Raw genomic sequence first — 26917 nt, 5'->3', positions numbered from 1 at the left:
ATCAACAAAAGCACCACAACCTTTCCTGCTGTTTTTTGGGGGAACTTTACTCAAGCAGATTATATCATACTTGATCTTTATTTGGCAAGGAAGGGTAAATTGGCATGCTTTGTTGGCGCACCGCTTCGTAAATCAAAATGCCTGCAGCCACACTGGCATTTAATGATTCCACCGGACCAAGCAGCGGAATTTTTACTACTAGGTCAGCATTTTGTAAAAACTCGGCGGACGGTCCTTTGTTTTCGTTGCCGATGATGAGCACCACCGGTCCCTGCAAATCGGCGTCGAAGTAGCTGGTCTGACCGCTCAGATCAGCCACAACCAGCTTGTAATGTTTCTCTTTAAGGGCATCAATTAAATAAAAGTTATCTTGAATTGCTGCCGTAGGCAAATAAAAAATGCCACCCATGGTTGCCCTTATTACCTTGGGGTTGTACAAATCAACGCAACCTCTGGTTGAAAACAGTCCTCCGGCACCGGCTGCCGCAGCCGTACGGATAATAGTCCCTAAATTGCCAGGATCCTGAATGCCGTCGGCTACGACCAGCAATTGATGCGAGGATAAGAGTAGTTGCTCCGGCGTAAAATTTTTTTTGTGAGCAACCAGCAAGACCCCTTGCGGGCTCTCCGTAAGCGCCAATTCGGCAAAAATTTGGGCCGGTACCTCGCATATTGGTGTCTTTTCACTGAAAGAAGCAACAACCTCCTCAACTTGAGCGCTCGCTTTAAAATCCGTGGAAACCAACACCACCTCTAATTGAAAGTCGGCCTTTGCTGCTTCTTCCAGGCTCCTGAAACCTTCCAACAGAAATAAACCCTTTTCCTCCCGGCCCTTTCGATGTCTTAAAAGTTTAACCAGTTTTACGTACTGGTTTTGTCTTGAAGTAATTCTTTTAACCACCAACTACTTTTCCTCCAGATGCTTCAGTCCCTTACGTGTCCCAATGACCACCGCAACATCACCCGGTTCAAAAACTGAATCAGCCCCAGGGCCCGGTATTAGACACCCTCCCGGCTTTTTAATGGCAATAACTGATATACCGTATTTTGCCCTCAAATTCAGATTTCCTAAGGACTTACCATGCATCCTCTCCGGAACTACAATCTCCTCAATGCTATAATCAGGCGTCAACTCCATGTAATCCAAAACATTGGAAGTTGTTAAAGCATGAGCCAGGCGATTTCCCATATCCCGCTCCGGATATACTACTTTGTCTACACCGATCTTCTCCAGTACTTTACCGTGGAGTTCATTGACCGCCTTGGCAATAACAGTCTTAACCCCTAAATCTTTTAATATAATAGTTGCTAAAATGCTTGCTTGTATATCCTGCCCGATTGCTACAATCACTACATCAAAATTGCGTATTCCCAAAGCTTTTAGCGCCTCTTCATCAGTAGCATCGGCCTGGGCTGCATGTGAAACAATCTCTGAGATTTGCTGTACTCTCTCTTCCGAGGAATCGATTGCCAGCACACTATGACCAAGGTTGACAAGGGTTTTGGCCAGGCTGGTGCCAAACCTTCCTAATCCTATTATGGCAAATTCCTTCATGCTAAAGACACTCCTACAAAATCGTTTCTAATTTCATGTTCAAGCTCCAAAAGTAGAAAAGTTCAAATACGAGACTTATTTATTATTGTACCCTAAAATTAGAATCAAGCAGTAAAGAAATTAAAAAAGCTTGGCTTACTCGCCTCTAAATAGCTAAAGAAAACTTGGCTTGCCCCAAGCTTATAAGCTTGCCAGAATTTCTAGCGTTGTGCTTGCACAATGCGTAAAATTCCAATCCTTTAGGACCGGCGGAAGCCTAGTCGCCCTTATGCGCCGTGAAATTTATACTTTCTAAATAGCCAAAAAAGTGACTAAAAGTCACTTTTTAGGCGTTTAATTTTTCTTTTGCTACGTTAACCAGCTTACCAAAGGCTTGCTGGTCATGAACAGCTAATTCAGCCAGCATTTTTCTATTGATCTCTACTCCTGCTTGTTTTAATCCATTAATCAGGCGGCTATAAGATAAACCGTTCATTCTGGCAGCAGCATTGATTCTGGCAATCCATAATTTCCTGAAATCGCCTTTCCGTTTTTTGCGATGAGCATAAGCATAAGATAATGATTTTAAAACCTGTTCATTTGCAGGTCTGAAAAGTTTAGATTTTGCTCCTCTATAGCCTTTGGCCAGCTTAAGTATTTTTTTATGTCGACGATGGGCTGTAACTCCTCTTTTTACGCGAGCCATTGTTGTTCCTCCTTAACTTATTCGATATTTTTTATGAATATGGTAATAATCTAACAAGTCTTTGCTGGTCAACTTTGTTAACGACTGTAGTCTTTCTTAAGTTGCGTTTTCTTTTAGGCGATTTTTTTTCTAAAATATGGCTCTTAAAAGCATGGGCTCTTTTGAATTTACCGCTTCCGGTTACCTTAAACCTTTTAGCAGCGCCCTTATGGGTCTTCATTTTTGGCATTTATTTTTCCTCCCTTTGTACTTCTAAAATTATGATTACTAGTCTTGTTTCGGTGCAAGAATCATGGTCATATTTCTGCCTTCAACGTTTGGTTGTTTCTCCACTACAGCTATATCGCTTAACTGGTTAGCTAGTTTGGTACATATAGCTTTGCCAAGGTCAGCGTGGGAGATTTCCCGCCCCCGGAACATGACGGTAACTTTAACCTTGTCGCCACTTTTTAAAAACTTGGCGGCATTTTTCGCTTTTACCTGAAAGTCATGTTCTTCAATACCCAAACGGAATTTAACTTCTTTTACATTGATTATTTTTTGATTTTTCCGCGCCTCTTTTTCCCGTTTGCTTTGCTCATAGCGATACTTACCGTAATCAATGATGCGGCAAACAGGCGGCTTTGCAGCCGGAGCTACTTCGACCAAATCCAAACCTTTATCCTGGGCAATCCTTAAAGCTTCTTTGACCGGCAGGATTCCCAATTGCTCACCGTCAGTATTGATCAGTCGAACCTCGCGAGCGCGGATCTCTTCATTAACTCTTAAATCCTTACTAATAATTTTTCACCCCCAATTATTTAAAAGCCCTTTTGCCTCCATACACCAGCGTCTAGCAAATAAAAAAAAACGAATGGCATAAACCATCCGCTAAAAAGCTGTGAAACTACAGTACTTGTAACCAACCTTATGAGCCCGAGCTATAAGGTGAGAAGCGGATAGCTTCTGCTTGTTGCGAGTAGGGCAGAGATAATATACCCAACTTGACTATTCAATTCTTTGTAATTATAGCAAATACTTTTGGTCAGATCAATATGAAATTAAATGCTTACGAATGGCTTTAAAATTATTTTACTCCTTTTCTGCCACTTCTTTGCTTAATAAAGTGACAAACTCCTGAACAGGTACGGCACCTGTATCACCAACGCCTCTTTTTCTTACGGCCACCGTTCCTTCCGCCATTTCTTTATCACCTACAACCAGCATATATGGAACTTTTTCCATTTGGCCCTCCCGGATTTTATAACCGATTTTTTCATTCCTGGCATCAACTTCCACCCTAAATCCCACTCTTTCCAGCTGTTTCTTTACATGATAAGCATAATCCAGCTGGCGGTCAGTAATTGGCAATATTTTGACCTGAACCGGGGCAAGCCATGCGGGAAAAGCGCCGGCATAATGCTCGATTAAAATACCGATAAACCGCTCAATACTTCCGAAAACTACTCGGTGAATCATTACCGGGCGATGTTTCTGCCCGTCTTCGGCAATGTAAGTTAAATCAAATTTTTCCGGCATCTGAAAGTCAAGCTGGATAGTGCCACATTGCCAGGTTCTACCTAACGAATCTTCAAGGTGAAAGTCAATTTTGGGACCGTAGAAAGCGCCATCTCCTTCGTTGACAATATAGTCCATTCCTTTTTCTTCCAAAGCCTGGCGTAAAGCTTCAGTTGCCTGCTCCCAAATTTCTGCAGAACCCATTGCTTTTTCAGGCTTTGTAGAAAGCTCTACATGATATTTAAACCCAAAAATATTATAGAATTGATCTACCAAATCAATGACATTTTTAATTTCGTCCGTAATTTGTGAAGGCAACATAAAAATATGAGCATCATCTTGCGTAAAAGCCCTTACTCGCATTAAACCATGGAGTACTCCTGATTTTTCATGTCGATGCACCAAGCCCATCTCTGCCAGGCGTAACGGGAAATCCCTGTAGCTATGCTGCTCAGTTTTATAGACCAGCATTGCACCCGGACAATTCATGGGCTTAATGGCAAAATCCATTTCGTCAATCTTGGTAAAATACATATTCTCTTTGTAGTGATCCCAGTGACCGGATCTTTCCCAAAGGGACCGGTTAAGGATAATTGGCGTCCTGATTTCCAAGTAGCCCCATTTACGGTGTTCCTCTCTCCAAAATCTTTCCAACTCGTTACGTAAAACCATCCCTTTGGGGTGGAAAAAAGGGAAACCCGGCCCTTCTTCCTGCAGTGAAAAAAGTCCCAGCTGAGCCCCCAGTTTGCGGTGGTCACGTTTTTTAGCTTCTTCTAATTTATAGAGGTAGTCATCCAGCTGAGATTTTTTTAAGAATGATGTTCCGTAAATCCGCTGCAGCATTTTATTTTTTTCGCTGCCCCTCCAATAAGCCCCAGCTAAACTCATGAGTTTGATAGCCTTAATTTTGCCGGTAGACGGCACATGGGGGCCTGCGCAGAGATCGGTAAAGTCTCCTTGCTGATACATGCTGATCACGGCGTCCTCAGGCAGATCCCTGATCAATTCCACTTTATATTTTTCTCCCCGCTCACTGAAGAAGTCTAAAGCTTCTTCCCTGGAGACAACCTTGCGTACAAAAGGATAGTCCTCTTTTATTATCTTTTGCATTTCAGCCTCAATAGCAGCCAAATCTTCTGGTGTAAAAACATGTTCCGTATCGAAATCGTAGTAATACCCATTGGCTATGGCAGGGCCGATCCCGAACTTCACATCGGGAAAAAGATGCTGCACTGCCTGTGCTAAAATATGCGCGCTGCTGTGGCGGTATGCCCACTGCCCTTCCTCATCTTCAAAAGTTAAAATTTCCAAGTTGCCATTTTCGGCGATAGGTGTAGATAAATCCACCACTTCACCGTTCCATTTAGCTACTATAGCCTCTTTTCCCAATTTAGGACTGATTTGGGCAGCAGCCTCTCCCATGGTAGTTCCAATAGGGAATTCCCGGACTGACCCGTCTTTTAGAGTGACTTTAGCTATCGACATTGCAAACAACCTCCTCTAGACTTTGGTAATAAAAGAGCATAGAATAATGCTAAACCAAGGAAGTTTTTTTTGTTACTCGTAAAGGAAAGTGATAAATTAAGGAAGAATATACTTTCCTACTTGTAATAAAAAAGCTGCACGCCTCGCTAAGAGACGGCAGCACCGCGGTTCCACTCTTGTTAGAAAAAGACTGTCTTTTTCTCCCTTTACTCTTTTAACGCCAGAGCGCGCCGGAACATACTAAAGTTTCCGTCCCGGAACTCCAGGGTGGTCTTCAACTGTACATGCCTGGGGAAACTTCCAGCCGAGGTATCCCCTCTCTTGAGGCATTAGGAACAGTTTACTCTCCCTTTCATCGTAACCTCATTATGAATTTATTGGGCTTGTAGCATAGTTAATTATAATTATAACTGTAAATAATTATAGCTCTCATAAACAGCTATGTCAAATGCCCGGGAAAAGCTGCATTAAAAACAATTGCCCCAGTCCAATCAGAAAACCGAGAATACCGCCCAAAACCTCGATGTGACGCAGTTCCCGGCGCGCCAAGCTCAAAACAAGGTTTTCCAAGCTTGACCAATCCATCTGCATTATTTTGTTTTCTACAATCTGGGCAAAACTCAAATGCTCCCTGATCTCCCCGGCCAATTCAGTGGAAAATTGGTTAAAAAGTCCGGGGGCTTCACGGCTAAGAATTTCCGTAATGACCGATGCTAAAATGTCCCGCAAGGATACCGGTATAAGGGGAGGCAGCCGATTGAGAACTGCTTGCCTGATGAGCGGTACTATTACCTCTATAACTTGTTGCTGAATTTCTTTAGCTTTTAAATGCTCCAGAATATCCTCCAGGGAAATTAGCTCCTGTTCTATTACTTTTCCCAAGGTTTTCGCAATTTCCTCTTTTCTTTTCGGAATCAACCCTTGAACGGTGTAGTTGATTAGGGGAATTTTCCACGGCTCATGAGGTCTGAAAATTAATTTTATTGCTAAAACATTGGTAATCCAACCAATTACCGCACCGAGCAAAGGTATGGAAAGATAAGTAAGTTTCATGATTTGCCCCTCTTCACTATTATATTTAGCAATATAGCAAATTTAGAGGCTATGTGCAACCTTGAGCAGTGTGGATTACCAGGAGAGGAACTAAAGCATTTATGCCTAATTTATCACAATATTTATGCGAGTATAATTTCATGGATGACAACGAAAAAGGCCCTGCACCAGAGCCTTTAAACTAAGTATTTTTTTTCTGATTTGAACTCAAACACCTGCTGCAGCCGGGACAAATGGTAACTCTCTCGCCAAAAACACTTTTAATTGTATTGACTGTACTTTTTACTTTGTTTTGGTCTGGCAGGTGCAGCACGATTTGTCGCGGAGCAATAGTAATGAGCGTGCTGATGAGCAGATCTTCGTAATTTATATCTCCTTCCGGCAAATCAACTATAAATCCCTCTAAGTATTCGTTGGTGATGATATTTTCATTGCCATCGTACAATTGAAAATAGCCTGATGGTTTTAAAAGTACATTCACCTTTTCAACCCTGGGTTCCTGAATTTCAACAAAATAGCGCAGTAAACGAATAAACTCATTATACTCTTTTTCCATTAAAAAATCGTCTACCGCCTGGTCTACAGCTTCTTCCAACTCATTTAGATATTCTTTAAGCCTAAATTTGATAAACCCGTCTAAAATCAAGTCATCGTGGGACTCCAGATAATCCACGATTTTTAATAGTATCTTATTTTTTCTTGGTACCTCATCTTCCCGGGCCAAAATCTCCTGAGCCCGTTCCAGAATGTTTTGACGTTCTTCCTCGTTGAAATAGTAATAATGGTTTTTCACTATTCCCCTAACCAGGTGTTCTTCCCATCTGGCTACAATCACTTCTGAAATGACTTTAGCGATGTAGTGCTTTAAAAGAATATGGTCTGGGCAAGTAAGTGCCTTATTGTCTTGTGACATATTGCATCCCAGAAAGGTGTAATCTCCCCTGGCTTTTTCCTGAAGATTTATATTCACACCTTCAGCCTGCAACAACTTGAACTCATCATCAAGTCTATTGCGGATGAAATCGATGTGTTTTGAACTGGCAATAGAAATCTGCGACATCGTTTTCACCCCTTTCTCCTGGTACTATTATATGTGTGGGATATTATTTGTATACAATTGGGAAATACTTTGATCTATTTTCAACAACCCTAGGTTACCGGTAACAGCTATTATAAACAAAAAAACACGGGTATAAAACCGTGCTAATCCCTTTTTATGGTGGGCCTATCCCGACTTGAACGGGAGACCTCTTGCATGTCAAGCAAGCGCTCTAACCAACTGAGCTATAGGCCCATATTATCTTGTTCGGCAAAAGCTACTTTTATATTATGCCGCGTGACAATACTTTTGTCAAGGGCTGCTGGGCGGAAATTATTAGCTATGATATAGCAAAAGGATAGCGCCCGGGAATGAACCCAGGCGCTGTTCGTTACGAGCTTTGCATCATATAAAGTTCCGAAAACTCCCTGGCATTAAAAGAGCTACGCACAAAGGGAGCCGAAGCTACATATTTAAAACCTAAACTTTCGCCAATAGCCTTATACTCAGCAAAAGTTTCCGGGGAGACATATTCATGTACTTCTAAATGCCGGCGAGACGGTTGGAGGTATTGGCCGATAGTGACTATATCACAGCCAACAGACCGTAGATCTTGTAATGTCTGCAAGACTTCCTCATTGCTCTCACCCAACCCAACCATAAGTCCTGATTTAGTGAAAATGCCAGGACCATAATGTTTTACTCTGTCCAGCAAATTCAAACTGCGCCGGTAGTCCGCCCGCGGACGAACTGACGGGTAAAGCCTTGGGACTGTTTCAATATTATGATTAAAAATATGGGGCTTTGCTTCTGTAACTGTTTTAATTGCAGTCTCATCGCCTTTGAAATCAGGGGTCAACACTTCTATGACCGCTTTAGGCAGTTTTTTCCGGATAGCAGTAATCGTAGCCGCAAAATGCCCTGCACCTCCGTCGGGCAGATCGTCCCTGGTTACAGAAGTTACTACTACATGTCTCAGGCCCAGCTGCTTAGCCGCTTCAGCCACATTTTCAGCTTCCTGGGGGTTGACAACTGCCGGATGTCCTCCCTCCACGGCACAAAAACGACAGTTTCTGGTACAAACGTTGCCAAGGATCATGAAAGTAGCAGTCTTATTGGCAAAACACTCGCCCATATTGGGACAGATAGCACTCTGACAGACAGTGTTGAGCCCCAGCTTCTCCAGTATCTCTTTCGTTGCGGCTATATTGGCTGACGCAGGCAGTTTTCGTTTCATCCACGCAGGGAATCTAGACGGCATATAAAATCCTCCAATTATTAGGCATGTATAGTCTTTCCATGAACTCCTTCTGCAGCTTCCATTAAAGTTTCAGCCAATGTGGGATGGGCATGGATTGTTGTTGCTAATTGTTCCGCCGTGACCCCCATGCGAATAGCCAGAGCCGCTTCGGCAATAAGGTCCGTAGCATGAGGCCCTAAAATATGGACACCTAAAATTTTGTCGTTCTCAGCATCGGCAATAAATTTAACCAAACCATCGGTTTCACCGATACATAGGGCCTTGCCACTGGCTTGGAAAGGAAATTTACCTATCTTAACATTTAAGCCCCGGGCTTCCGCATCCTGGCTGGAAATACCTACGCTGGCAACTTCCGGTGATGTAAAAATACAGCTTGGGACCACAGAGTAGTCCATAGCTTTTTTCTTTGCGCCAAAAATATTTTCCACTGCAACTATACCCTGGGAACTGGCTACATGGGCAAGCTGAATTTTGTTGGTTACATCCCCTATAGCGTAAATCCCAGGAACATTAGTTTCTAAGTATTCATTGACCAGGATTTCACCTTTGGGCCCTAGAGCAACCCCTGCTTCCTCCAAACCTAAGCCTTTGGTATTGAAAGTCCTGCCAATTGAAATTAACACTTTTTCCGCAGTGATTTCCTCACCACTTTCAAGCACAGCCACCATGCCGTCATTTGCTTGGCTCACCGATTTAATCATGGCGTTGGTCCTAACAGTTATGCCTTTTTTCTTAAGAATAGTTGTTAACCTTCGGGTTAACTCCTGGTCGATCAAAGGTAAAATAGAAGGCATAGCTTCAACAATGGTCACTTGGGTTCCCAGCTCGGCAAAAATGGTGGCAAATTCACAGCCTATTACCCCTCCGCCAATTACCAGTAAACTCTCGGGAATCGCCTCTAATTCCAGAGCCTCATTGCTGGTGATTACAGTTTTCCCATTATACCCCAAAGCGGAGATCAAAGCCGGCTCGGAGCCGGTTGCCAAAATAATGTTTTTCGTCTCCAAAAGTTCAGTAGTACCATCAGCTTTGGCAACTTCTACTTTACCGGCTCCTTGAAGTTTAGCAGTACCGGTAATTAAGTCAACTTTATTCTTTTTAAATAAGTAATTTATACCGCCAATCAACTGCTTAACTATAGCATCTTTTCTGGCCATAATTTGGCTGAAATCCACACTAAAACCATCAACCTTAATGCCAAAATCGGCGGCATGTTTTATATTGGCCAAGGTAGACGTACTGGCTATTAAAGCTTTAGTAGGTATGCATCCCCTGTTAAGACAAGTTCCGCCCACCGCATCTCTTTCCACTACAGCAACCTTAGCTCCCAGTTGGGCTGCCCTGATAGCAGCAACATAACCCCCTGGGCCCCCTCCGATTACGATTAGCTCGTAGCTCAACTACAACACCCTTTCTTTAATCCAGAGGCATTTTTTGAACTTTAGAAAAATTATACCATTGGGGTTAGGCAAATTCAATAAAACCGGATGAATTACACGCCCGCATATAGATTGCCGTAAGGCCTTTTGTTAAACGGAATCAATTTACTGAATTTGGTGCTGAGGATTTCATCAGGATCCCCGCCGAAATAGGCACAATACTTGGTCACATATTTTCCCAATACTTCATAGTCTTTTTGAGCCATTTCAACGCTTTTGACTTCCTTGCCTAACTTGTAGTGTTCAACTTCCCCGCGGATATACATTACGCCCCCATGCATGCCGGTGCCGCAGTATTCCCCCACTATTTCCTCACCGTCTTTCAGGTTAAGTCCTAAAAGTATCAGCACTCCTCCGGCCATATATTCCCCGAAGAAATCGCCGCCTTTACCCCCAATGACAATAGCGGGCACTTTGTCTTTATATTCTTTCATGTGGATGCCGACCCGGCACCCCACGTTATCCCGCACGTAGATTTCTCCGCCCCGCATAGCGTAACCGGTAGTATCTCCTGCGCTGCCATGGATCACAATTGTGCCGTCGTTCATTGTATTGGCAATAGCATCCTGAGCGTTGCCGTTAACGATTAGAGTAAGGCCGTCCATATAGGCGGCCATGTCATTGCCAGGCGTACCATCGATGGTTATTCTCTGCTTACCGCTTATTCCCGTGCCGATATACCTCTGCCCGTTAACATTTTTCAAGAAGATCTCCTTGGCGCCGTCGAGTAAAGTCTGACGGATATTCCTGTTTAAGTCGGCGTAATAAATTCCCTTAGCATCAATATTTACCATCAAGCCTCCACTCCCTTCAACATACGGCTTTTTCTCAGCTCCTCCGGCAAGTGGATATAGCCGAAATTATCATTCAACAAATCTTCCTTGAATGTCTCCACATTAACTTGCTGGCTGATCAAGCCGGTAAGTATACCTGCCCTGTCCACCTTATTTAAAAGAATAAAGCCGGACACTATATTATCCTTTAGCACTATTTTCCTGTAAGCAGCTTTTTCCGGATCAATATTGGCCAACACTTCATAGCTATCCCCTTGCGGAGCAATAATTCCTGAGGTCAGCATGGGCAGCCCGAAAATCTCAATAGCGTTCATGGCAAAACCGCCGGTGTAGCTCACATGATGGCCCGCCATATTCAGCCCTGCCGTTTCCCCTTGCCTGTAGGCATTGGGCAGGATGGGCAGAACCCTTTTTTGTCCATATACCAGATCGTACCCTTCAGCAACGTCACCCGCGGCATAGATATGGGGAACATTGGTCTGCATGTAAGCATCAACTACTATGCCCCGGTTTACTTTAACCGGCGAATTTTCAACCACTGCAGTGTTAGGCTTGACACCAATGGCAAGAATTACAAAATCGCAGTTTATCTGCCGGCCGTCTTTTAAAGTTACACCTGTGACATGGCTTCCACCCTCTATTTTTTGTACGGTGGTATTCAGTTCCAGCTTGATTCCTTGACCGGTTAAATGCTTTTGGACAATTTGGCCTGCTTCTTCATCTAAAATGGCGCTGAGCACCCTGTTCGCCAATTCTACAATGGTTATTTCTACGCCCAGCTTGGCCAAACTTTCGGCGGCCTTGAGACCAATTAAACCGGCACCGACAATAACCGCTTTTGCGCCTTTTTTTGCAACCCCTTTGATTTTCTTGACATCATCAAGTTTGATAAAGGTATAAATGCCCTCTTTGTCCAACCCCTCTATAGGCGGGATAAAAGGGGTTCCCCCTGTGGCTATTAAAAGCTTATCGTAAGGAATTTGTTTTTCGTTTGCCAGTTGCACAGTCTTCCTTTCCGGATCGATTGCAACTGCTTTTTCACCTAACAAGGCCGTAACCTTATTTTTCTCATAGAAATCTCTTTCCCGATAGAGCATTTTTTCCTCTGTAACTTTTCCGGCCAGGTAATAGGAGATTAAAGGCCGGGAATAGGTATGATAAGGCTCATCGGAAATAAGGGTTATTTTCCCGGTCTGATCTATTTTTCTGATGCCTTCAACCGCCCCGACAGCAGCAGCCGAATTCCCTATGATTACGTAGTTCATGTTATTCCCCCTCTTCAACAATCAACAGTATGTGATAGTTCCAAACCGCCTCGCAAACTGGGGAGTAAGGACTGGCGACTGGTGACTTTAGTTGTCCCGTTCTTCAAAAAGCAGAGCCCCGTTAGGACAGTGCTCTACGCAAGCGGGAGTTAAAGCTGTCTGGCTGCACAAGTCGCATTTGGATGCAACTTTATGACCTGACTCATCTCTTTTGATAGCACCGAAAGGACAAGCAAGGATGCAAGTCCAGCAGCCCACGCATCTCTCTTCATCATTTGTGACAATCCCTGTCACCGGGTCCTTCCGCATAGCCCCGGTAATACAGGCTTTAGTGCAGTATGCATAATCGCAATGCCGGCACTGCAGGGCAAAAGAAACTGGCCGTTCTTCTTCCACAATTACCCTGGGCAAAGGGCGATTGGTATCCTTTTTGAATGCCTTAATAATATCGTTTGGATATTTGGAGTGGGCAACCACACAGTGTACTTCGCAAAGTCTGCATCCTACGCAGTACTCTTCCTTGGCATAAACTTTTTTCATTGTCTGACCTCCTATTCCCCAGCCGCTTTAATACCTAAAATATTTAGCTCCCGGTCAGAGAGATTGATGCCGCGCAGCATCAAGCGGTTTCCGCGCAGGCTTTCCAGGGCATTGATACCCATTCCGCCCAGCATCTCCTTAATTTCATGTTTCCAGGCACGGAGCAAGTTGGCAGCCCTTTCAGCGCCTATTTCAGGATTTAACCTTTTAACAAGCTGGGGGTCCTGAGTGGCTATACCCCAGTTGCACTTGCCGGTATAGCATTTTTGACATAAGTGGCAACCTAAAGATAGCAAAGCGGCGGTGCCAATATATACGGCATCGGCACCCAAGGCTACGGCTTTAACCACATCGGCACTGTTCCGAATGCTGCCTGCTACCACCAGAGAAGCAAGATGCCGGATCCCTTCGCTGCGCAGGCGTGAATCAACAGCCGCTAAGGCCAATTCGATAGGGATACCCACATTATCACGGATCATCAAAGGTGCGGCGCCGGTACCTCCCCGGAAACCGTCGATTACCACCATATCGGCGCCAGCCCGGACAATCCCCGAAGCAATGGCAGCCACGTTATGCACTGCGGCAATTTTCACTGATACAGGTTTTTCATAATTAGTAGCTTCCTTTAAGGAATAAATCAGCTGCCGAAGATCCTCAATGGAGTAAATATCGTGGTGTGGTGCCGGCGAGATGGCGTCGGTCCCTTCCGGAATCATTCTAGTCTGGGAAACTTCCTTGCCCACTTTTTCTCCGGGCAGGTGCCCCCCGATCCCGGGTTTAGCGCCCTGACCTATTTTTATTTCAATAGCTGCGCCGGCCTCCAGGTATTCGGGATGCACGCCAAAGCGGCCGGAAGCAACCTGCACAATGGCATTTCTGCCAAATTTAACTAACTCCTGGTGTAAGCCGCCTTCGCCTGTATTAAAAAAGGTTCCCTCCATTTCCGCTGCCCGGGCTAAGGATTTAACAGCATTTAAGCTGATAGATCCGAAGGACATGGCGGAGAACATCACCGGCACATCCAGTTCCAGCTGGGGAGGAAGCTTTTCTGCCAGCTTCCCGTCCTTGACTTTTAAGCAATCCGGTTTCCTGCCGAGGAAAGTCTTCACCTCCATTGGCTCCCGCAGCGGGTCAATAGACGGATTGGTCACCTGACTGGCGTTAAGCAAGATACGGTCCCAGTAAACGGGGTATGGCTTGTCGTTCCCCATACCTGTCAGGAGAATCCCGCCGGTTTCTGCTTGCCGGTAAATGTTAGTGATTGTGGCCGCAGTCCAATGGGCATTTTCCCTGTATTCCAGGGGAAATTTACGTATGGAAAGCGCCCTGGTGGGACACATCACTACGCAGCGGTGGCAGTTAACGCACAGGGAATCATCAGAAACAACTTTTTCTTCTTCCGCATCCCATTTATGAGCGGAGTTAGCGCACTGCCGTACACAAACCTGGCAGTCAATACATCTATCTTTATTACGTTCGATTAGAAAAGCCGGTGTAGTGTAGCTTAGTGTCATTATTAACCCTCTTTCTATGAACTAATATATCTAAATCATTTCAATCGGCCTTTGACAAACGAGCTTTGAGCCCTTAGTCCTCAGTAACGGGCTCCGCAAAGTCCCTAGTCCTCAGTTAGCAGTGTTAAGACTTAATATGGTCTTCAACACTGGGGACTGGCGTTCGGTGACTGGCAACTGACGAAACTAAGGACTAACGACTAACTTTAAGCGCTTATAACATGTAAAGCTTCGGTTGCAGTATACTCGCCAGTGTTTTCCAAGAGCCCGATAACCGGCTCACCGCCTCTTGGCGCCCATACTTTTTCCGGTTTAGGGCAAACTTCCCGGATAGCGGACTCCTCGCTGGCTACGTACAGAAAGTCACCTTTGGTTGCGGCTACCAGAGAACGCAGTTTAAGCCGGTCATTTAAGGCTACAAAGCCTTGACTGCTGCCCAAAATGATGGAAAAGGGCCCGTTGATCAAAAGGGGGCTGTAAACGGTCCTGATAGCTTTCACCAGTTCCTGCTTTTCAGGCTCCATTCTGGAAATTTGGGACCATAATGGCGCCGCTACTGCAGTAATAGCCACATCCAATGGCAGCCCGTGTCTGCGGAGCAATAAATCAAAAATATAAGTGATGGCTTCTGTATCCGTCTGCAACATACACTTGTAGCCAAACATTTCCAAGTATCTTTTATTAGCGCCGTAAGAGGATATTTCACCGTTATGGACAATGGACCAGTCCAGCAAAGTGAAGGGATGGGCCCCGCCCCACCAGCCCGGGGTATTTGTGGGGAAACGCCCGTGAGCTGTCCAGACATAGCCTTTGTACTCATCCAGACGGTAAAACTCTCCCACCTCTTCCGGGTAGCCAACAGCTTTAAAAGCTCCCATGTTTTTACCGCTGGAGAAAACATAGGCTCCGGGAAACTCACTGTTGACTGTCATAACCGCCTGGACAACCAGTTCTTTTTCATCCAATTCAAGTTCCGCTAACATATCTGTTTTCGGTAGTACAAAGTACCTCCAGATCAGAGGAGTGTTGGTAATGGATTTTACCTTACGGGTAGGTATTTTACCGGAATCTTCAATGCGAAACATCGTACTCAAATACTGCTCTGTCTCATCCTTGGCTTTGATGTTTTCATAGAAGATATGCAAAGCATAAAATTCTTTGTATTCCGGGTAAATCCCGTAAGCGGCAAAGCCGCCACCCAAACCGTTGGAACGATCCCGCATCAGGGCAATGGATTTCATAATATCCTGGCCGGAAAACACCTTGCCTTGGCGATTCATTATCCCGCTGATTGCGCAGCCGGAAGGTATTCTGATTTCTCCTTCCCGTTGTAACATTGGTAAGTCCCCTTTCCCTGCTTGTTTTTTTAGACTGAAATTAAGTATAGAAAACAAAAAACGTCCATGAAAATACGCCTTTGGCGTATTTTCATGGACGTCATCGCCCTAACTGCTATACCGTTTTCTTAAATTATAGCAGAAGTTATTCAGATTACAATAGTTAATTTTTGTTAAACATTTGTAATTAGCATTCAATATTACTTAAAGATGAATGGCTACTTTATATTCCTTAAGCCACGTATTAACCTGAACAAGGTAGGCAAAAAGCTGAGGACCAGTCATCAATTGGCCAAACCAGGGACGATTAAAGCTGTCTTCTCCGCAATCGAGCATGGATTGAATATAATCCACATTAATTAACTGGAGCAGAGGTGAAGAAGGTTCATTGAGGATATCCAGCAATAGGTTGCTCACTACATCCAGGTAGGCCGGATTGTGAGTTTTGGGATAAGGGCTCTTAGGCCGCTGGAGCACATCCGGGGGTAAAATACCTATCAGAGCCCGTCGCAGTATCCCCTTTGCCATACCGTCGCAGGTTTTCATTGACCAAGGAATGTTCCAAACATATTCCACCAGCCGATGGTCGCAAAAAGGCACTCTCACTTCCAGGCCGGTTGCCATACTCATGCGGTCTTTGCGGTCCAGTAAGGTTTGCATAAACCAAACCATGTTTAGGTAAAGCATTTCCCGCCTGCGGGCCTCCTGTGGGTCTTTACCAGGAAGAAGGGGTACTTCCGCCAGGGTTTCCCGGTAACGGTCCGCCACATAATCTTCCAGGTTGACTCTTTGTCGTAAATAAGGAGAAAGCAATAAAGCACGGTTCCGCAGAGACTGAGACCAGGGAAAAGTATCAGCTCTTAAGTCTTCTTTCCGGTGAAACCAAGGGTAACCGCCAAACACTTCATCGGCACATTCACCCGACAAGGCTACTGTAGCTTCTTTTTTTATTTCCCGGCAGAAAAGATATAGTGAGGAGTCCACATCAGCCATGCCCGGCAAGTCACGAGCCAAGACTGCCGCTTTTAAGGCTCCGGCCAACTGCGGAGTATCAATAGTGATATAGTGATGTGTGGTGCCCAGAAAATCAGACATCCGTTTTACCCATGGCGCGTCTGAGTTGGGCTGAAAATCATTGGCCTTAAAGTAGTGCTCATTATCCTGGTAGTCTACTGAGTAAGTATGCAGAGGTGCTCGGCCTTCACTTTTAAAAGCATGGCTTGCAAAAGCCGAGATAGCGCTGGAATCTAAGCCTCCCGACAGGAATGTGCAAACGGGTACGTCAGCTACCAATTGCCTTGTGATAGAGTCCTCTACCAGTTCGCGAACTTTCCGGATGGTGGTATCCAGATCGTCTTCGTGGGGGTGACTCACTAAATTCCAGTAACGTCTAATAAAGATACCATTACGCTTATATGTTAAACAATGACCAGGACGCAGTTCCGAAATACCTTTAAAAACTCCGTGACCTGGCGTGCGTGCCGGACCTAATCCGAATATTTCAGCTAATCCGTCAGCATCCACCACTGGCTGAACAGCTGGGTGGGCTAAGAGGGCTTTTTGTTCACTTGCGAAAAGGAAAGCACTTGCCCTTTCAGTGTAAAACAGAGGTTTTACGCCCATACGGTCCCTGGCCATAAATAAAATTTGTTCCCTTTCGTTCCAGATAGCAAAGGCAAAGATGCCGTTTAAACGTTCCAGACACCCGCTGTCCCACTCAATGTACGAAACCAGCAGCACTTCGGTATCAGATTGGCTGCGAAAGGTATGCCCTCTCATTTCCAACTCCCGCCGTAACTCAGCAGTATTGTACAGTTCTCCGTTATAAACAATAATATAGTTTCGGTCACCCATCTGGCGAGCCATTGGTTGGGATCCTCCTGCAGGGTCTACGACTGAGAGACGCCTATGACCCAAAGCCGCGCGGGAGGAAAGCCATATATCCTCGGCATCCGGGCCACGGTTAATTAAAGTGGAAGTCATTTTTTCAATAATTTGACGTTGCTGGGTTAAGTCATTTTCCCAGTCAATCCAGCCGGTTATACCACACATATTCTTTCAGCCCCCTTTAAACTGCTGTGCAATTTTAAAAACCATTTCCTTTTGGCAACGCAGCCAAGGCACTGCAGTGACCTGTTATATAAATATGCAATAAAAAACAAAAAGTTAACCTGTGTTAAATGTTTTTGTGTATTAACATTTAACACAGGTTAACGTTGTATTTTATGGGCTGAAATATATCCTACAATATGCTATTCCAGAAAGTGTGCGTAACTTTTAATCCGACCGGCTATTGTCTGGAAGAGAATCAATACCGTTAGATTTATTTAGTTACATTCAGCTTTTTTATTATTGCTTCTGCTACTTGACGTAAGGTCAGGGAATTATCCATAGCTTTTTTGCGCATTAAGACATACGCTTCATCTTCTGTAAGCTTGAATTTATGCATTAGCAAACCTTTCGCTTTTTCTACTAGCTTCCTGATTTGCAAGTCCTGCTTCAATTTTTTGATTTCTTGACCAAGTTCTTTTATTTTTTGGGAATTAAGCAGCGCTGTTTCTACCGCTGGCAGCAAAGTGAGCTCTTCGACCGGTCGCGCTAAATAAGCCATAACATTATAATTTCGGCTCTGCTGGATCAAATCCTGCCGCCAATCTCTCACTAGTAATACTATAGGTATATCTAAGTCGGCTAAAGATTCCAGCGTTTGTATAGTACTAAGTCCGGGAAGTTCACTGTCCAGGATAACCAAATCGGGTAGGAGTGCGCGGACAAGGCGTATTGCGCCCGGCCCATCTTTGGCTTCTCCGCTGATAGCATATTCGTTTTTTTGCAGTAAACTTTTAGTTTTATTAGCGGTCCGCGTATCACTAATAGCCAGGAATATTTTATGCAACACCATAAAAAAACCCCTTACCCTCAAAGTCCAACACTCAAAGAGAATGAAGTACCGGAAGCATTTAAAATCTAGTACTAGTATAAACTGAAAGGTATAGACGGAACCAGGGTGTACTAATTCAGTATACCTCACGGTTCCGTCGGGAGGCGGGAAATATTCACAAGTTTTAATTAAAATTTTGTCAGGTATTGTTCAATCTCCCAGGCATGTACCTGCATTTTATAGGATTCCCATTCGATTTGTTTTGCTTCAACAAAACGCTGATAAACGTGGGAGCCCAGAGCCTCTTTGATAACTTCATCCTGTTTAAGTTCCTTGATGGCTTCGTTTAAATCCCCCGGCAGGCTGCTAATGCCTAAATCCGCCCGGGTAGCTTTATCCAGGTTGTAAATATTTGTGTCCACGGCCGGCGGCGGGGTTATCTTGTTTTTGATCCCATCTAGTCCTGCTTTCAACATCACTGCAAAAGCCAAGTAAGGGTTGCAGGCCGGGTCCGGGTTTCTAAGTTCGATTCTTGTGGAAGCGCCTCTTTTGGCAGGGATGCGAATTAAGGGGCTCCTGTTGGAAGCTGACCAAGCTAGATAAACCGGAGCTTCATAGCCTGGCACCAACCGTTTGTAAGAATTGACGGTGGGGTTGGTAATTGACGCCATAGCCCGAGCATGTTTTAAGAGCCCTCCGATATAATAGTAAGCCACTTCACTTAAACCTAATGGGCCTTCAGGATCGTAGAAAGCATTTGCTCCATCTTTAAACAGGGATTGGTTGGCATGCATTCCCGAACCATTTATGCCCGCTATGGGCTTTGGCATAAATGTGGCGTGCAGCCCATGACGCTGGGCAATTGTCCGGACCACAAATTTAAACGTCACAACATTGTCAGCGGTAGTCAGCGCATCAGCATATTTAAAATCAATTTCGTGCTGACCTGGCGCTACTTCGTGATGAGAAGCTTCAATCTCGAAACCCATTTTCTGCAGCGCCGCAGAAATATCGTTTCTGCAGTTTTCCCCTAAATCAACCGGTGACAAGTCAAAGTAACCGGCATTATCCTGGGTATGCAGTGTGGGATGTCCTTTTTCATCAGTGTTGAACAGGAAAAATTCAGCTTCCGGGCCTACATACATGGAGTAACCAAGTTCGGCTGCCTCGGCCAGCGCCCTTTTTAGTACGTAACGTGGACAGCCCTCGAAAGGTGTGCCGTCAGAATTATAAATGTCACAAATTAGTCTCGCGATGTTGCCCTCCGGAGAACGCCAGGGAAAAATAGCAAAGCTGTTGGGATCGGGTTTTAGGTACATATCCGATTCTTCAATTCGAACAAAACCGTCGATGGATGAACCGTCAAACATTAGCTCTCCTTCCAGCGCTTTAGAGAGCTGTTCCCTGGGAATGGCAACGTTTTTTAAAATGCCAAAGATGTCGGTAAACTGCAGCCGGATAGAGTTAACCTCCATCTCCTCGGCTAACTTTAAAACTTCTTCGTTGGTCATATATTCTGCCTCCTTTCTTAAATGAAAAAGCAAATAAAAAGCCCACAAGAATGGTAAGTCCATTCTTGTAGGCTTCGTTGCCTTAAAGCTGACTTTAGTATAGCACTATCCGTTTCATCATGCAACTCTGTTTATCCAAAAATTAACTGCTTTGCTTCTAGTTATAAAATTTAGATAAAAAATAATGTAGCTTTTATAAAAAAAATTAAGCCTAGCAGCTGTTATGCCAGACTTAAGTCAGTTTTGTCTAGTTCCATCAAGCCAGTATTTTTTCCACTTCTTCGTGGTCCAATTCCATTATATACCTAATTCCGCTTAGTTGTGCGGCTTCCGGTGTCAATGCAGCCAAATCATTGCGGCTAATATAGTCTAAAGTAAATTTTCTGGCCCCGCACATAAATTGTTTAAGCCCTTGGCCAAGACGTTCAAAATAGGTATAAACACCGATAGCCCCAGCCGGTAAGCGTTCAAAATCTTCACCCAGTTTTTCCTTCAGCTCCGAAGCCAGAATAAACACCTGTTCCAATTTATCACCATATTTTTTATACTCGGCAGGTATAGCTCCTTCCTTAACCTTTTCGCCGACTACCTTGCCGACCATAGCCGCTGTAAGAGGTGCACGGGCCATACCAATAGCTTTTACATAAGGAGCCCCAAGGGCAAATCCTTTAAACATCTGGTCCTCCAGGGCGATGCCCCCTGCAATGGCTACGCTGGGTATAAAAGCCCCTTTGGCTTGCAACTTATCCAAATATTTGGTTAAAAGAGCTTGTAAATATACCGTAGGTACACCCCATTCATTCATCATCCGCCAGGGGCTCATACCTGTACCTCCACCGGCACCATCGACAGTTAATAAGTCGATCTTTGCATCGGAAGCAAATTTAACGGCCCTGGCCAGATCGGCAGGCCTATAGGCACCTGTTTTCAAAAATATATATTTGGCACCGGCCCGCCTTAGTTCTTCGACCCGTGCATGGAAACCTTCTTCCGTGACCATACCGATTCTGGAATGGCGCTCAAATTCCTTAAAAGCTCCGCTGTGATATGCATCTTGCACGCGGTTATCCTCAGGATCAGGCAGCACGATATAACCCCTTTTCTTGAGCTGGAGGGCTCTTTCCAAAGAGTTTAACTTTACTTCCCCTCCAATATCCTTGGCTCCCTGGCCCCATTTAATTTCTACGGCTTCTACTCCAAGTTTTTCAATGGCATATTCCTGAACTCCCAAGCGTGTATCTTCCACGTTTGCCTGTACCGCAATGGTGCCATAGCCTTGATAATAATCCTTAAAGGCTTTCACTCTTTTCGCCAGGTTAGGAGAATGTTTTACCCGTCCGTTTTTTAATTCCAGGTCAGGATCCATACCGCAAACGTTTTCCCCGATAGCAATTGCCACCCCCGCTAAAGCTGCGCCCGCTGCTAGGTGATCCCAGTTATCAGCTGCAACCGCAGTAGAACCCATAGCGGCGATAACTACAGGAACCCGAAGCCTGATTTTATCTTGGGCTCCAATGGAGCTTGTTATATCGACTGCAGGAAAGATAGCTTTATCACTATCTGCTTCAATACCATATGCGCCCACTGCAGTACCCATGACATTAAAATGGGAATAGTCCACAGGATAATCCTTTTGAGAAGCAGAAGTTGTAGTACCGAAAGGCTGGGGGTAAAGTACTTCTTTACCTCGCACAGCTGATTTACCTACTTCACACCAGCCTATACAACCGTCCAAACAAGTAACACACATCCCACTATAGGGACATACATCCTTCCCTGTTCTGTTTTTTGTTTTAGTGGCCTCACTGGCATTAATACCTCTACTAAAACTCACCTTATCTCCTCCAGTCTCCTTTTTAACTCTCCCAAATTATTATGATAATTTTTTAGTACCTGCTCAAATATTCATTGACCTCCCAAGGATGAACTGCTTCCTGATACCGGTTCCACTCCGCCTGTTTCACTTTTTGAATAAATCCCATAACATGCTTCCCCAACACTTTGCTGATCATCTTGTCCTTATGCAAAGATTCCAAAGCCTCTCCTAAATTTAACGGTAAAAAGATATTTTGTGTCTTAAACAAGGAACCAGGCTTACACTCCAATGGTTTGCTTAAAGGCAATTCCTGCCTCATTCCTTCATAGCCAGCTTGAGCCAACACAGCTAATGCCAAATATGGATTGCATGCCCCATCGGGCGTGCGTACATCAATCCAAACCTCACCTCCCGTTTCACCAGGCACTCTTAACATCGTAGCCCTGTTTCCTATAGACCACCCACGCAAACGTGGTGCAGTATCATTGGGAATCAACCTCTTATAAGAATTGACTAAAGGATTGGTGATAGCAGTTATAGCCCTTGCATGCTCTAAAATACCGGCCATAAAATGTTGCGCGTTGTCGCTAAGTTTATTGCTGACCCCAGCATCGAAAAAGATGTTAGTAAACTCGCTGAAAAGAGTTAAGTGCAGATGCATCCCAGAACCGCTGACTCCTTCAATGGGTTTAGGCATAAAAGATGCATGGAGACCGTGTCGCTGAGCGATAGTCCTTACTACAAACCGCATGGTAGCTATTTTATCAGCCATTGCCAGAGCTCCATCGGCTTTTAGAACAATTTCATGCTGCCCGGGTGCCAGTTCATGGTGGGAAGAGCCAATTTCAATATCCATCTCTTCCAAAGTAAGCACCATTTCTCTGCGGGCATTTTCTCCCAAATCCAGCGGAGTAAGATCGCAGTAGCCCGCCAGGTCGTGTGGTATTATTGTTGGCTGTCCTGACTCGTTAACCTTAAACATAAAAAATTCGGCCCTTGACCCGGCATAGAGGTTCAAATTATTATCAGCCATTTCCTTAAGTGTTTGCTTTAAGATACCCCTTGAACATCCGGGATAGGGAGTACCATCAATTTTAGCTACATCGCATATGAGTCGGGCAACAGCACCCTCCCTTGGGCGCCAGGGGAAAATTACAAAAGTATCGGGATCGGGTATAAGTCTGATATCAGTTTCTCCTTCAGTCACTATTCCGTCTACCGCTGAACTGTCAAAAAGTATCAGACCATCCAATGCCCTTGGCAAATCTTCTACCGTAATAGCTACATTTTTCAAAACTCCGAAAATATCGGTAAACTGCAGCCTGACAAATTTCACATGATATTCTTCCGCTTTTTTTAAAACATCTTCCTTAGAAAACAACTTGACCATCCTTTACAAGCCAGTTTTTTTTAGGCGGATAAAAAATAATAAAGCCTTAAACAGGTAGTCAACAGCTACCTGTTTAAGGCTTCGTCGCCCTTTTCTATACCGTTTGCTTTTAGTATAATTTAAGTTATTAAAATATGCAACTATTTTTTATATATACAGTATTTTTTAATCATTTCTAAATTGCAATATTAAATGCAACACCTCTAGTGAGAATCATCATGATTTTAGGTTTTAAAGAATAATATCCATCTTTAAGCCCTTCTTGGCTACTTTATTGAGCGAATGCAGAGGGTTGTCAAGGGTTGCCGCTAGGCAAGACGAAGTCTTTACCCTTGACTACCATCAAATGAGCTCTATAATCCCCCAAGAAGGAGGGCTTAAGCTATTTTGGATAGCTCCTCACGGAAACATTCTTCTGGCGTTTTATAACCTAATATTTTACGTGGAAGCTTATTTAGCCAGTGCTGTATGCGCTCTATCGTTGCTGCTGAAAATTCCTTAATGGCTTTTCCTTTAGGTACAAAACGGCGTAGAAGCCCATTATGACGTTCATTGGTTCCTCGTTCCCAGGAGGAATAAGGATGAGAAAAGTAAACTTCAATTCCTAATGGTTTCATGGTTTCGGATAGCTCACTAAATTCGGAACCGTTGTCTGCTGTAATAGTACGAAATACGTTGGAAATTTGCTCACCGTAGTAATTCTTAAGCTCTAAAAGTGCATTATTAACAGCATTACTGTCTTTTGTATCCAAGAGAAATAACAGCTCGTGGCGGGTTTTTCGTTCAGTTAGGGTTAAAATAACTGAATCATTTGCTCGTTTACCTACTACAGTATCAATTTCCCAATGACCAAAAGTTTGGCGTTGTTGTACTTCTTCTGGTCTTTGGTCAATACTTATTCCCATGATGCGTTTGTTCTGACGAACCCTTTTACTTTTAGGCTTTAATCTAAGTTTAAGGCTTAAATCAATATTTCGGACTGTTAGCAACCCTTGGTCTATGTAACTATACAAAGTTTTGGTGCAAACAATGGTAGCATCTTGCCATTTAGGATCTCGTTTGCAAGAACCGGCAACTGCATCTGGCGACCATTTTTCGTGCAGTATCTTATCTTCTGCAAATTTCAGAAAATCTTCAACCTGAGCCAGCTTGCACTTTGCCCCACAGTTCATACGGTTTTTCTTATATATTGCCTGTCCAGTTTCGGGAAAATATTCTTCATAAGTTGATAAATCCGAACGCCTTTGAATTGTGGTTCCTCTTTTAATTTCGCGACTAATTGTACTTGGTGAGCGACCTAACTTGTTAGCAATATAACGTTGAGTTTTACCTTCTTTTAAGAGAGCGGCAATCTGACCTCGTTCAAAAACACTTAGGTGTTTAAAAGAACGTACAGTTGTGGTAGACTTGGATTGAACAGCCATAGTAGAGACCTCCTGTATGTTTGGAGTAGACACCTAAATCATACATGATTTCTCACTATGGTTGTTTATTTTTTTACTGTATTTTACCTGTTGCATTTAATTTTACAATGAACCATACAGTATTTTTTAATCATTTTTAATCATATTTTGATCCCAAAATTTTTATAACTTCTTTGGCTATTTGTTTCATTGATTTAGATTTATCTTGGCTAAGTTTCCGCATCATATGATAAGCTTCTTCTTCACCAACTTTCTTGGCAAGCATTAGCAAACCTTTTGCTTTTTCCACCAGTTTACGGGTTTCCAAATTATCTGCTAATCTATTTTTTTCTTGCTCAATGTTAACAAAACGCAAATGTAAATTTACAGCTAATTCGGCCGCAATTAGTAAATTGTTTGGCGCCACTGGCTTAATTAGCAAGCTATAAACCCCCGTTTCTTTAGCTTGCTCAAGCAAATCCCATCTGAAATTCCCCGTCACTAAGATTATCGGGCATCCTTTTTGCTCATTTACTACTCGGGCTATTTCAAGGCCATCCCGTAAAGGCAGGTCGGTATCAATGACAGCCAAATCGGGTTGCAGCTCGAAGATCAGCCGCGCCGCCTTTCTCCCGTCATCTGCTTCTCCCACAATTATAGCACCTGCCTGGCTTAAATTCTCTTTGATATTAACGCGATGTCCCTCGTCGTGATCTGCAACTACAACCTTTAACCCGAACATTTAACCACCTAACCAGATTAAATACTTATTCATATTATTTTATCATACCTTGACAAGAGAAACATTTTGGCTTGCTAAGTAATAAATAATTTGCAGCATTTTTAGCAGCTAAATTTACTGTACTTTTAGTGACCACCGCACCCTCTTCTGCATATTGTACTGATAGACTAAGTGATACCTCTCACGCACATTGCCGATAAAGGAATTAACGTCAATGTCGGTAGGTAAAAAATTTTCCAGTTTAGCAGAAAAATTGACGAGAAAAGCAGAAAAGCCGACTCATGATTTAAAAAAATCTAAGCAGGAGACGGCTTTTCATCATGGAGCATAGGGCAACAGAGTTTGGCAGCTCAGCCCTATACACTACTACATTTGTGACATAAAGCCAACTGTTGAAGGTGCCCACCAGCTTTGGAGCTGTGATGTATGGCAAAGTAAGCAAAAAATTTATTAGCAGCTATCACATTACTTAACTTATGTTAATAATATAAAGCAGAAATAGTTAGTGCACATTAATTACCTAGAGGTAAAAATCTTGCCCATAAAAAAGAAATGGAGGTTTTTCAATTATGCAAAGAGGACATTTGAAAAAAGTTTTTCCGGGGGGAAACACTTCGGAAGGTTTTTACTCTTTCTATAACTACATAATTTCCCCTGAAGCCAGACGAATCCTGGTTATTAAAGGGGGTCCCGGTGTAGGGAAATCTACGTTTATGAAATACCTCGGAGAGCAAATGCTAGAACAAGGTTACAATGTGGAATATCACTGCTGTTCCTCGGATAACGGTTCCATTGATGGAGTTGTAATCCCACAAATCGGCATTGCCTTAATCGATGGCACCGCTCCTCATATTGTCGACCCTAAAAATCCAGGTGCAGTTGATGAGATTATCCACCTAGGTGACTATTGGAATGAAGAAAAAATGCGCAAAAATAAAGAAGCGATTTTGCGCATCAATAAAGAAGTGGCTAGATGTTTTCGCAGGGCTTACGGTTACTTGGCTCAAGCCAAACTGCTGAATGATGAAATTGAAAGCTACTACCAGGACAGCGGCGCATTGAACATAGCCGGTTTAAATAAAATCGCCCTGGAACTCATCTCTGAAATCTTCCCGGGCGTTTCAGCCGGGCTTATACCAAAGGAGCGCCACCTGTTCGCCTCCGGTATCACCCCTAAAGGCCCTTGCAATTACTTTGAAACAATCTTCAACGGTATGAACAAACGGTACGTCCTGACCGGAGAACCAGGTACCGGAAAATCTACAATTGTAGAAAAGATTTACCGCACTGCATTACAGCTTGGCTATGATGTGGAGGCCTACCACTGTTCCTTAGTTCCTTCCAAGCTGGAGCACCTGCTCATTCCCGAACTAGGAGTAGCTATCGTGACGAGTTCCGAACCGCATCTTTACCAAACCAACTCAGCAGATACCGTTGTGAATACAACAGACTACGTTAACAAAGCAGCCCTGTCGCCTTTCCAGGAAGATTTAGCAGAGGCAAAGGGCAGATATCAAAGCGCTTTTGACCGCGCTGTAGCTTACATTGCACGGGCTAAAGCAAACCACGACAAGTTGGAGGAATATTATATTCCCAATATGGACTTTAATAAAATCAATTCGTGCCGGGAAAAAATTTACCAGCGTATCCTGAACTATGCCGCCGAAATTTAGCATATTTACCATTTAACCCTCAGTTTACTCGGCTTGT

Annotated in this window: 23 protein-coding genes, 1 tRNA gene and 2 other annotated features; of the genes, 1 reads left to right on the top strand and 23 read right to left on the bottom strand. The window is 43.9% G+C overall.

What is annotated here, in order from left to right; genetic code table 11:
* Positions 1-64: 64 nt before the first annotated feature.
* The 23 genes from EYS13_RS02880 to EYS13_RS02770 form a co-directional block, all read right to left on the bottom strand.
* Entirely contained in the window at positions 65-901 is an 837-nt protein-coding gene (locus EYS13_RS02880) for a TrmH family RNA methyltransferase (RefSeq protein ID WP_227767780.1), read from the bottom strand.
* Between the two features lie 3 nt (positions 902-904).
* Entirely contained in the window at positions 905-1555 is a 651-nt protein-coding gene (locus EYS13_RS02875; RefSeq protein ID WP_227765751.1) for a potassium channel family protein, read from the bottom strand.
* A gap of 325 nt (positions 1556-1880) precedes the next feature.
* Positions 1881-2240, bottom strand: coding sequence for a 50S ribosomal protein L20 (gene rplT / locus EYS13_RS02870; RefSeq protein WP_227765749.1), 360 nt, complete (start codon positions 2238-2240; stop codon positions 1881-1883).
* Between the two features lie 31 nt (positions 2241-2271).
* Positions 2272-2469, bottom strand: a complete 198-nt coding sequence (rpmI, locus tag EYS13_RS02865; protein WP_227765747.1) for a 50S ribosomal protein L35 — start codon at positions 2467-2469, stop codon at positions 2272-2274.
* A 38-nt stretch (positions 2470-2507) separates the two neighbouring features.
* On the bottom strand, positions 2508-3020 hold the full coding sequence (infC, locus tag EYS13_RS02860) for a translation initiation factor IF-3 (RefSeq protein WP_227767779.1): 513 nt from the start codon (positions 3018-3020) through the stop codon (positions 2508-2510).
* Positions 3021-3075: 55 nt separating this feature from the next.
* Positions 3076-3197: a sequence feature (ribosomal protein L20 leader region), on the bottom strand.
* A 114-nt stretch (positions 3198-3311) separates the two neighbouring features.
* Positions 3312-5216 carry a threonine--tRNA ligase gene (gene thrS / locus EYS13_RS02855; RefSeq protein ID WP_423055315.1) on the bottom strand — a complete coding sequence of 635 codons (1905 nt, stop codon included), beginning with the start codon at positions 5214-5216 and terminating at the stop codon, positions 3312-3314.
* A 152-nt stretch (positions 5217-5368) separates the two neighbouring features.
* Positions 5369-5587 (bottom strand) — a binding site (T-box leader).
* 79 nt (positions 5588-5666) lie between these two features.
* Positions 5667-6275 (bottom strand): DUF445 domain-containing protein, encoded by a 609-nt coding sequence (locus EYS13_RS02850; protein WP_227765742.1) that lies wholly within the window; start codon positions 6273-6275, stop codon positions 5667-5669.
* 181 nt (positions 6276-6456) lie between these two features.
* A complete protein-coding gene (gene ytxC / locus EYS13_RS02845) occupies positions 6457-7335 on the bottom strand; it encodes a putative sporulation protein YtxC (RefSeq protein WP_227765740.1) in 879 nt (292 codons plus the stop codon).
* Between the two features lie 157 nt (positions 7336-7492).
* Positions 7493-7569 (bottom strand) — tRNA-Val (locus tag EYS13_RS02840).
* A 136-nt stretch (positions 7570-7705) separates the two neighbouring features.
* Entirely contained in the window at positions 7706-8575 is an 870-nt protein-coding gene (lipA, locus tag EYS13_RS02835; RefSeq protein ID WP_227765738.1) for a lipoyl synthase, read from the bottom strand.
* 17 nt (positions 8576-8592) lie between these two features.
* A complete protein-coding gene (gene lpdA, locus EYS13_RS02830) occupies positions 8593-9975 on the bottom strand; it encodes a dihydrolipoyl dehydrogenase (protein WP_227765736.1) in 1383 nt (460 codons plus the stop codon).
* Between the two features lie 92 nt (positions 9976-10067).
* On the bottom strand, positions 10068-10808 hold the full coding sequence (locus EYS13_RS02825) for a GltB/FmdC/FwdC-like GXGXG domain-containing protein (RefSeq protein WP_227767776.1): 741 nt from the start codon (positions 10806-10808) through the stop codon (positions 10068-10070).
* The gene (locus EYS13_RS02820) at positions 10808-12073 is read right to left on the bottom strand and encodes an NAD(P)/FAD-dependent oxidoreductase (protein WP_227765734.1); all 1266 of its coding nucleotides are present in this window, start codon (positions 12071-12073) and stop codon (positions 10808-10810) included. The genes EYS13_RS02825 and EYS13_RS02820 overlap by 1 nt, the downstream gene beginning before the upstream one ends.
* An 87-nt stretch (positions 12074-12160) precedes the next feature.
* The gene (locus tag EYS13_RS02815; protein WP_227765731.1) at positions 12161-12613 is read right to left on the bottom strand and encodes a 4Fe-4S dicluster domain-containing protein; all 453 of its coding nucleotides are present in this window, start codon (positions 12611-12613) and stop codon (positions 12161-12163) included.
* A gap of 11 nt (positions 12614-12624) precedes the next feature.
* On the bottom strand, positions 12625-14127 hold the full coding sequence (locus EYS13_RS02810; protein WP_227765729.1) for a glutamate synthase-related protein: 1503 nt from the start codon (positions 14125-14127) through the stop codon (positions 12625-12627).
* 206 nt (positions 14128-14333) lie between these two features.
* A complete protein-coding gene (locus tag EYS13_RS02805) occupies positions 14334-15464 on the bottom strand; it encodes a class II glutamine amidotransferase (RefSeq protein WP_227765727.1) in 1131 nt (376 codons plus the stop codon).
* A 204-nt stretch (positions 15465-15668) separates the two neighbouring features.
* Positions 15669-17516 carry an asparagine synthase (glutamine-hydrolyzing) gene (gene asnB / locus EYS13_RS02800; protein ID WP_227765724.1) on the bottom strand — a complete coding sequence of 616 codons (1848 nt, stop codon included), beginning with the start codon at positions 17514-17516 and terminating at the stop codon, positions 15669-15671.
* Between the two features lie 271 nt (positions 17517-17787).
* A complete protein-coding gene (locus EYS13_RS02795; protein ID WP_227765723.1) occupies positions 17788-18366 on the bottom strand; it encodes an ANTAR domain-containing response regulator in 579 nt (192 codons plus the stop codon).
* 167 nt (positions 18367-18533) lie between these two features.
* Positions 18534-19856 carry a type I glutamate--ammonia ligase gene (glnA, locus tag EYS13_RS02790; protein ID WP_227765720.1) on the bottom strand — a complete coding sequence of 441 codons (1323 nt, stop codon included), beginning with the start codon at positions 19854-19856 and terminating at the stop codon, positions 18534-18536.
* 256 nt (positions 19857-20112) lie between these two features.
* The gene (locus EYS13_RS02785) at positions 20113-21690 is read right to left on the bottom strand and encodes an FMN-binding glutamate synthase family protein (RefSeq protein WP_227765719.1); all 1578 of its coding nucleotides are present in this window, start codon (positions 21688-21690) and stop codon (positions 20113-20115) included.
* Between the two features lie 52 nt (positions 21691-21742).
* The gene (locus tag EYS13_RS02780; RefSeq protein WP_227765717.1) at positions 21743-23062 is read right to left on the bottom strand and encodes a glutamine synthetase family protein; all 1320 of its coding nucleotides are present in this window, start codon (positions 23060-23062) and stop codon (positions 21743-21745) included.
* A 377-nt stretch (positions 23063-23439) separates the two neighbouring features.
* On the bottom strand, positions 23440-24486 hold the full coding sequence (locus EYS13_RS02775; protein ID WP_227764481.1) for an IS30 family transposase: 1047 nt from the start codon (positions 24484-24486) through the stop codon (positions 23440-23442).
* Between the two features lie 136 nt (positions 24487-24622).
* Positions 24623-25207, bottom strand: coding sequence for an ANTAR domain-containing response regulator (locus EYS13_RS02770; RefSeq protein ID WP_227765715.1), 585 nt, complete (start codon positions 25205-25207; stop codon positions 24623-24625).
* Positions 25208-25776: 569 nt separating this feature from the next.
* Between EYS13_RS02770 and EYS13_RS02765 the strand changes: the two genes are divergently transcribed.
* The gene (locus tag EYS13_RS02765) at positions 25777-26880 is read left to right on the top strand and encodes a PRK06851 family protein (RefSeq protein WP_227765713.1); all 1104 of its coding nucleotides are present in this window, start codon (positions 25777-25779) and stop codon (positions 26878-26880) included.
* The last annotated feature ends 37 nt before the right edge of the window (positions 26881-26917 follow it).

It is taken from the genome of Zhaonella formicivorans, from assembly GCF_004353525.1.
Taxonomy (GTDB): Bacteria; Bacillota; DUOV01; order DUOV01; family Zhaonellaceae; genus Zhaonella; species Zhaonella formicivorans.
The sequence above is the reverse complement of the archived record's forward strand: the minus strand, read 5'-3'. Positions and strand labels throughout refer to the sequence as shown.

Bases quoted from the DNA above. Each gene is read 5' to 3' on its own strand.
- EYS13_RS02875 (WP_227765751.1), bottom strand. From the start codon at position 1,555: ATGAAGGAATTTGCCATAATAGGATTAGGAAGGTTTGGCACCAGCCTG.
- EYS13_RS02805 (WP_227765727.1), bottom strand. From the start codon at position 15,464: ATGTTACAACGGGAAGGAGAAATCAGAATACCTTCCGGCTGCGCAATC.
- EYS13_RS02815 (WP_227765731.1), bottom strand. From the start codon at position 12,613: ATGAAAAAAGTTTATGCCAAGGAAGAGTACTGCGTAGGATGCAGACTT.
- rplT (WP_227765749.1), bottom strand. From the start codon at position 2,240: ATGGCTCGCGTAAAAAGAGGAGTTACAGCCCATCGTCGACATAAAAAA.
- EYS13_RS02795 (WP_227765723.1), bottom strand. From the start codon at position 18,366: ATGGTGTTGCATAAAATATTCCTGGCTATTAGTGATACGCGGACCGCT.
- EYS13_RS02780 (WP_227765717.1), bottom strand. From the start codon at position 23,062: ATGGTCAAGTTGTTTTCTAAGGAAGATGTTTTAAAAAAAGCGGAAGAA.
- EYS13_RS02825 (WP_227767776.1), bottom strand. From the start codon at position 10,808: ATGGTAAATATTGATGCTAAGGGAATTTATTACGCCGACTTAAACAGG.
- EYS13_RS02850 (WP_227765742.1), bottom strand. From the start codon at position 6,275: ATGAAACTTACTTATCTTTCCATACCTTTGCTCGGTGCGGTAATTGGT.
- EYS13_RS02810 (WP_227765729.1), bottom strand. From the start codon at position 14,127: ATGACACTAAGCTACACTACACCGGCTTTTCTAATCGAACGTAATAAA.
- EYS13_RS02765 (WP_227765713.1), top strand. From the start codon at position 25,777: ATGCAAAGAGGACATTTGAAAAAAGTTTTTCCGGGGGGAAACACTTCG.
- lipA (WP_227765738.1), bottom strand. From the start codon at position 8,575: ATGCCGTCTAGATTCCCTGCGTGGATGAAACGAAAACTGCCTGCGTCA.
- EYS13_RS02820 (WP_227765734.1), bottom strand. From the start codon at position 12,073: ATGAACTACGTAATCATAGGGAATTCGGCTGCTGCTGTCGGGGCGGTT.
- EYS13_RS02770 (WP_227765715.1), bottom strand. From the start codon at position 25,207: ATGTTCGGGTTAAAGGTTGTAGTTGCAGATCACGACGAGGGACATCGC.
- EYS13_RS02775 (WP_227764481.1), bottom strand. From the start codon at position 24,486: ATGGCTGTTCAATCCAAGTCTACCACAACTGTACGTTCTTTTAAACAC.
- rpmI (WP_227765747.1), bottom strand. From the start codon at position 2,469: ATGCCAAAAATGAAGACCCATAAGGGCGCTGCTAAAAGGTTTAAGGTA.
- glnA (WP_227765720.1), bottom strand. From the start codon at position 19,856: ATGACCAACGAAGAAGTTTTAAAGTTAGCCGAGGAGATGGAGGTTAAC.
- ytxC (WP_227765740.1), bottom strand. From the start codon at position 7,335: ATGTCGCAGATTTCTATTGCCAGTTCAAAACACATCGATTTCATCCGC.
- asnB (WP_227765724.1), bottom strand. From the start codon at position 17,516: ATGTGTGGTATAACCGGCTGGATTGACTGGGAAAATGACTTAACCCAG.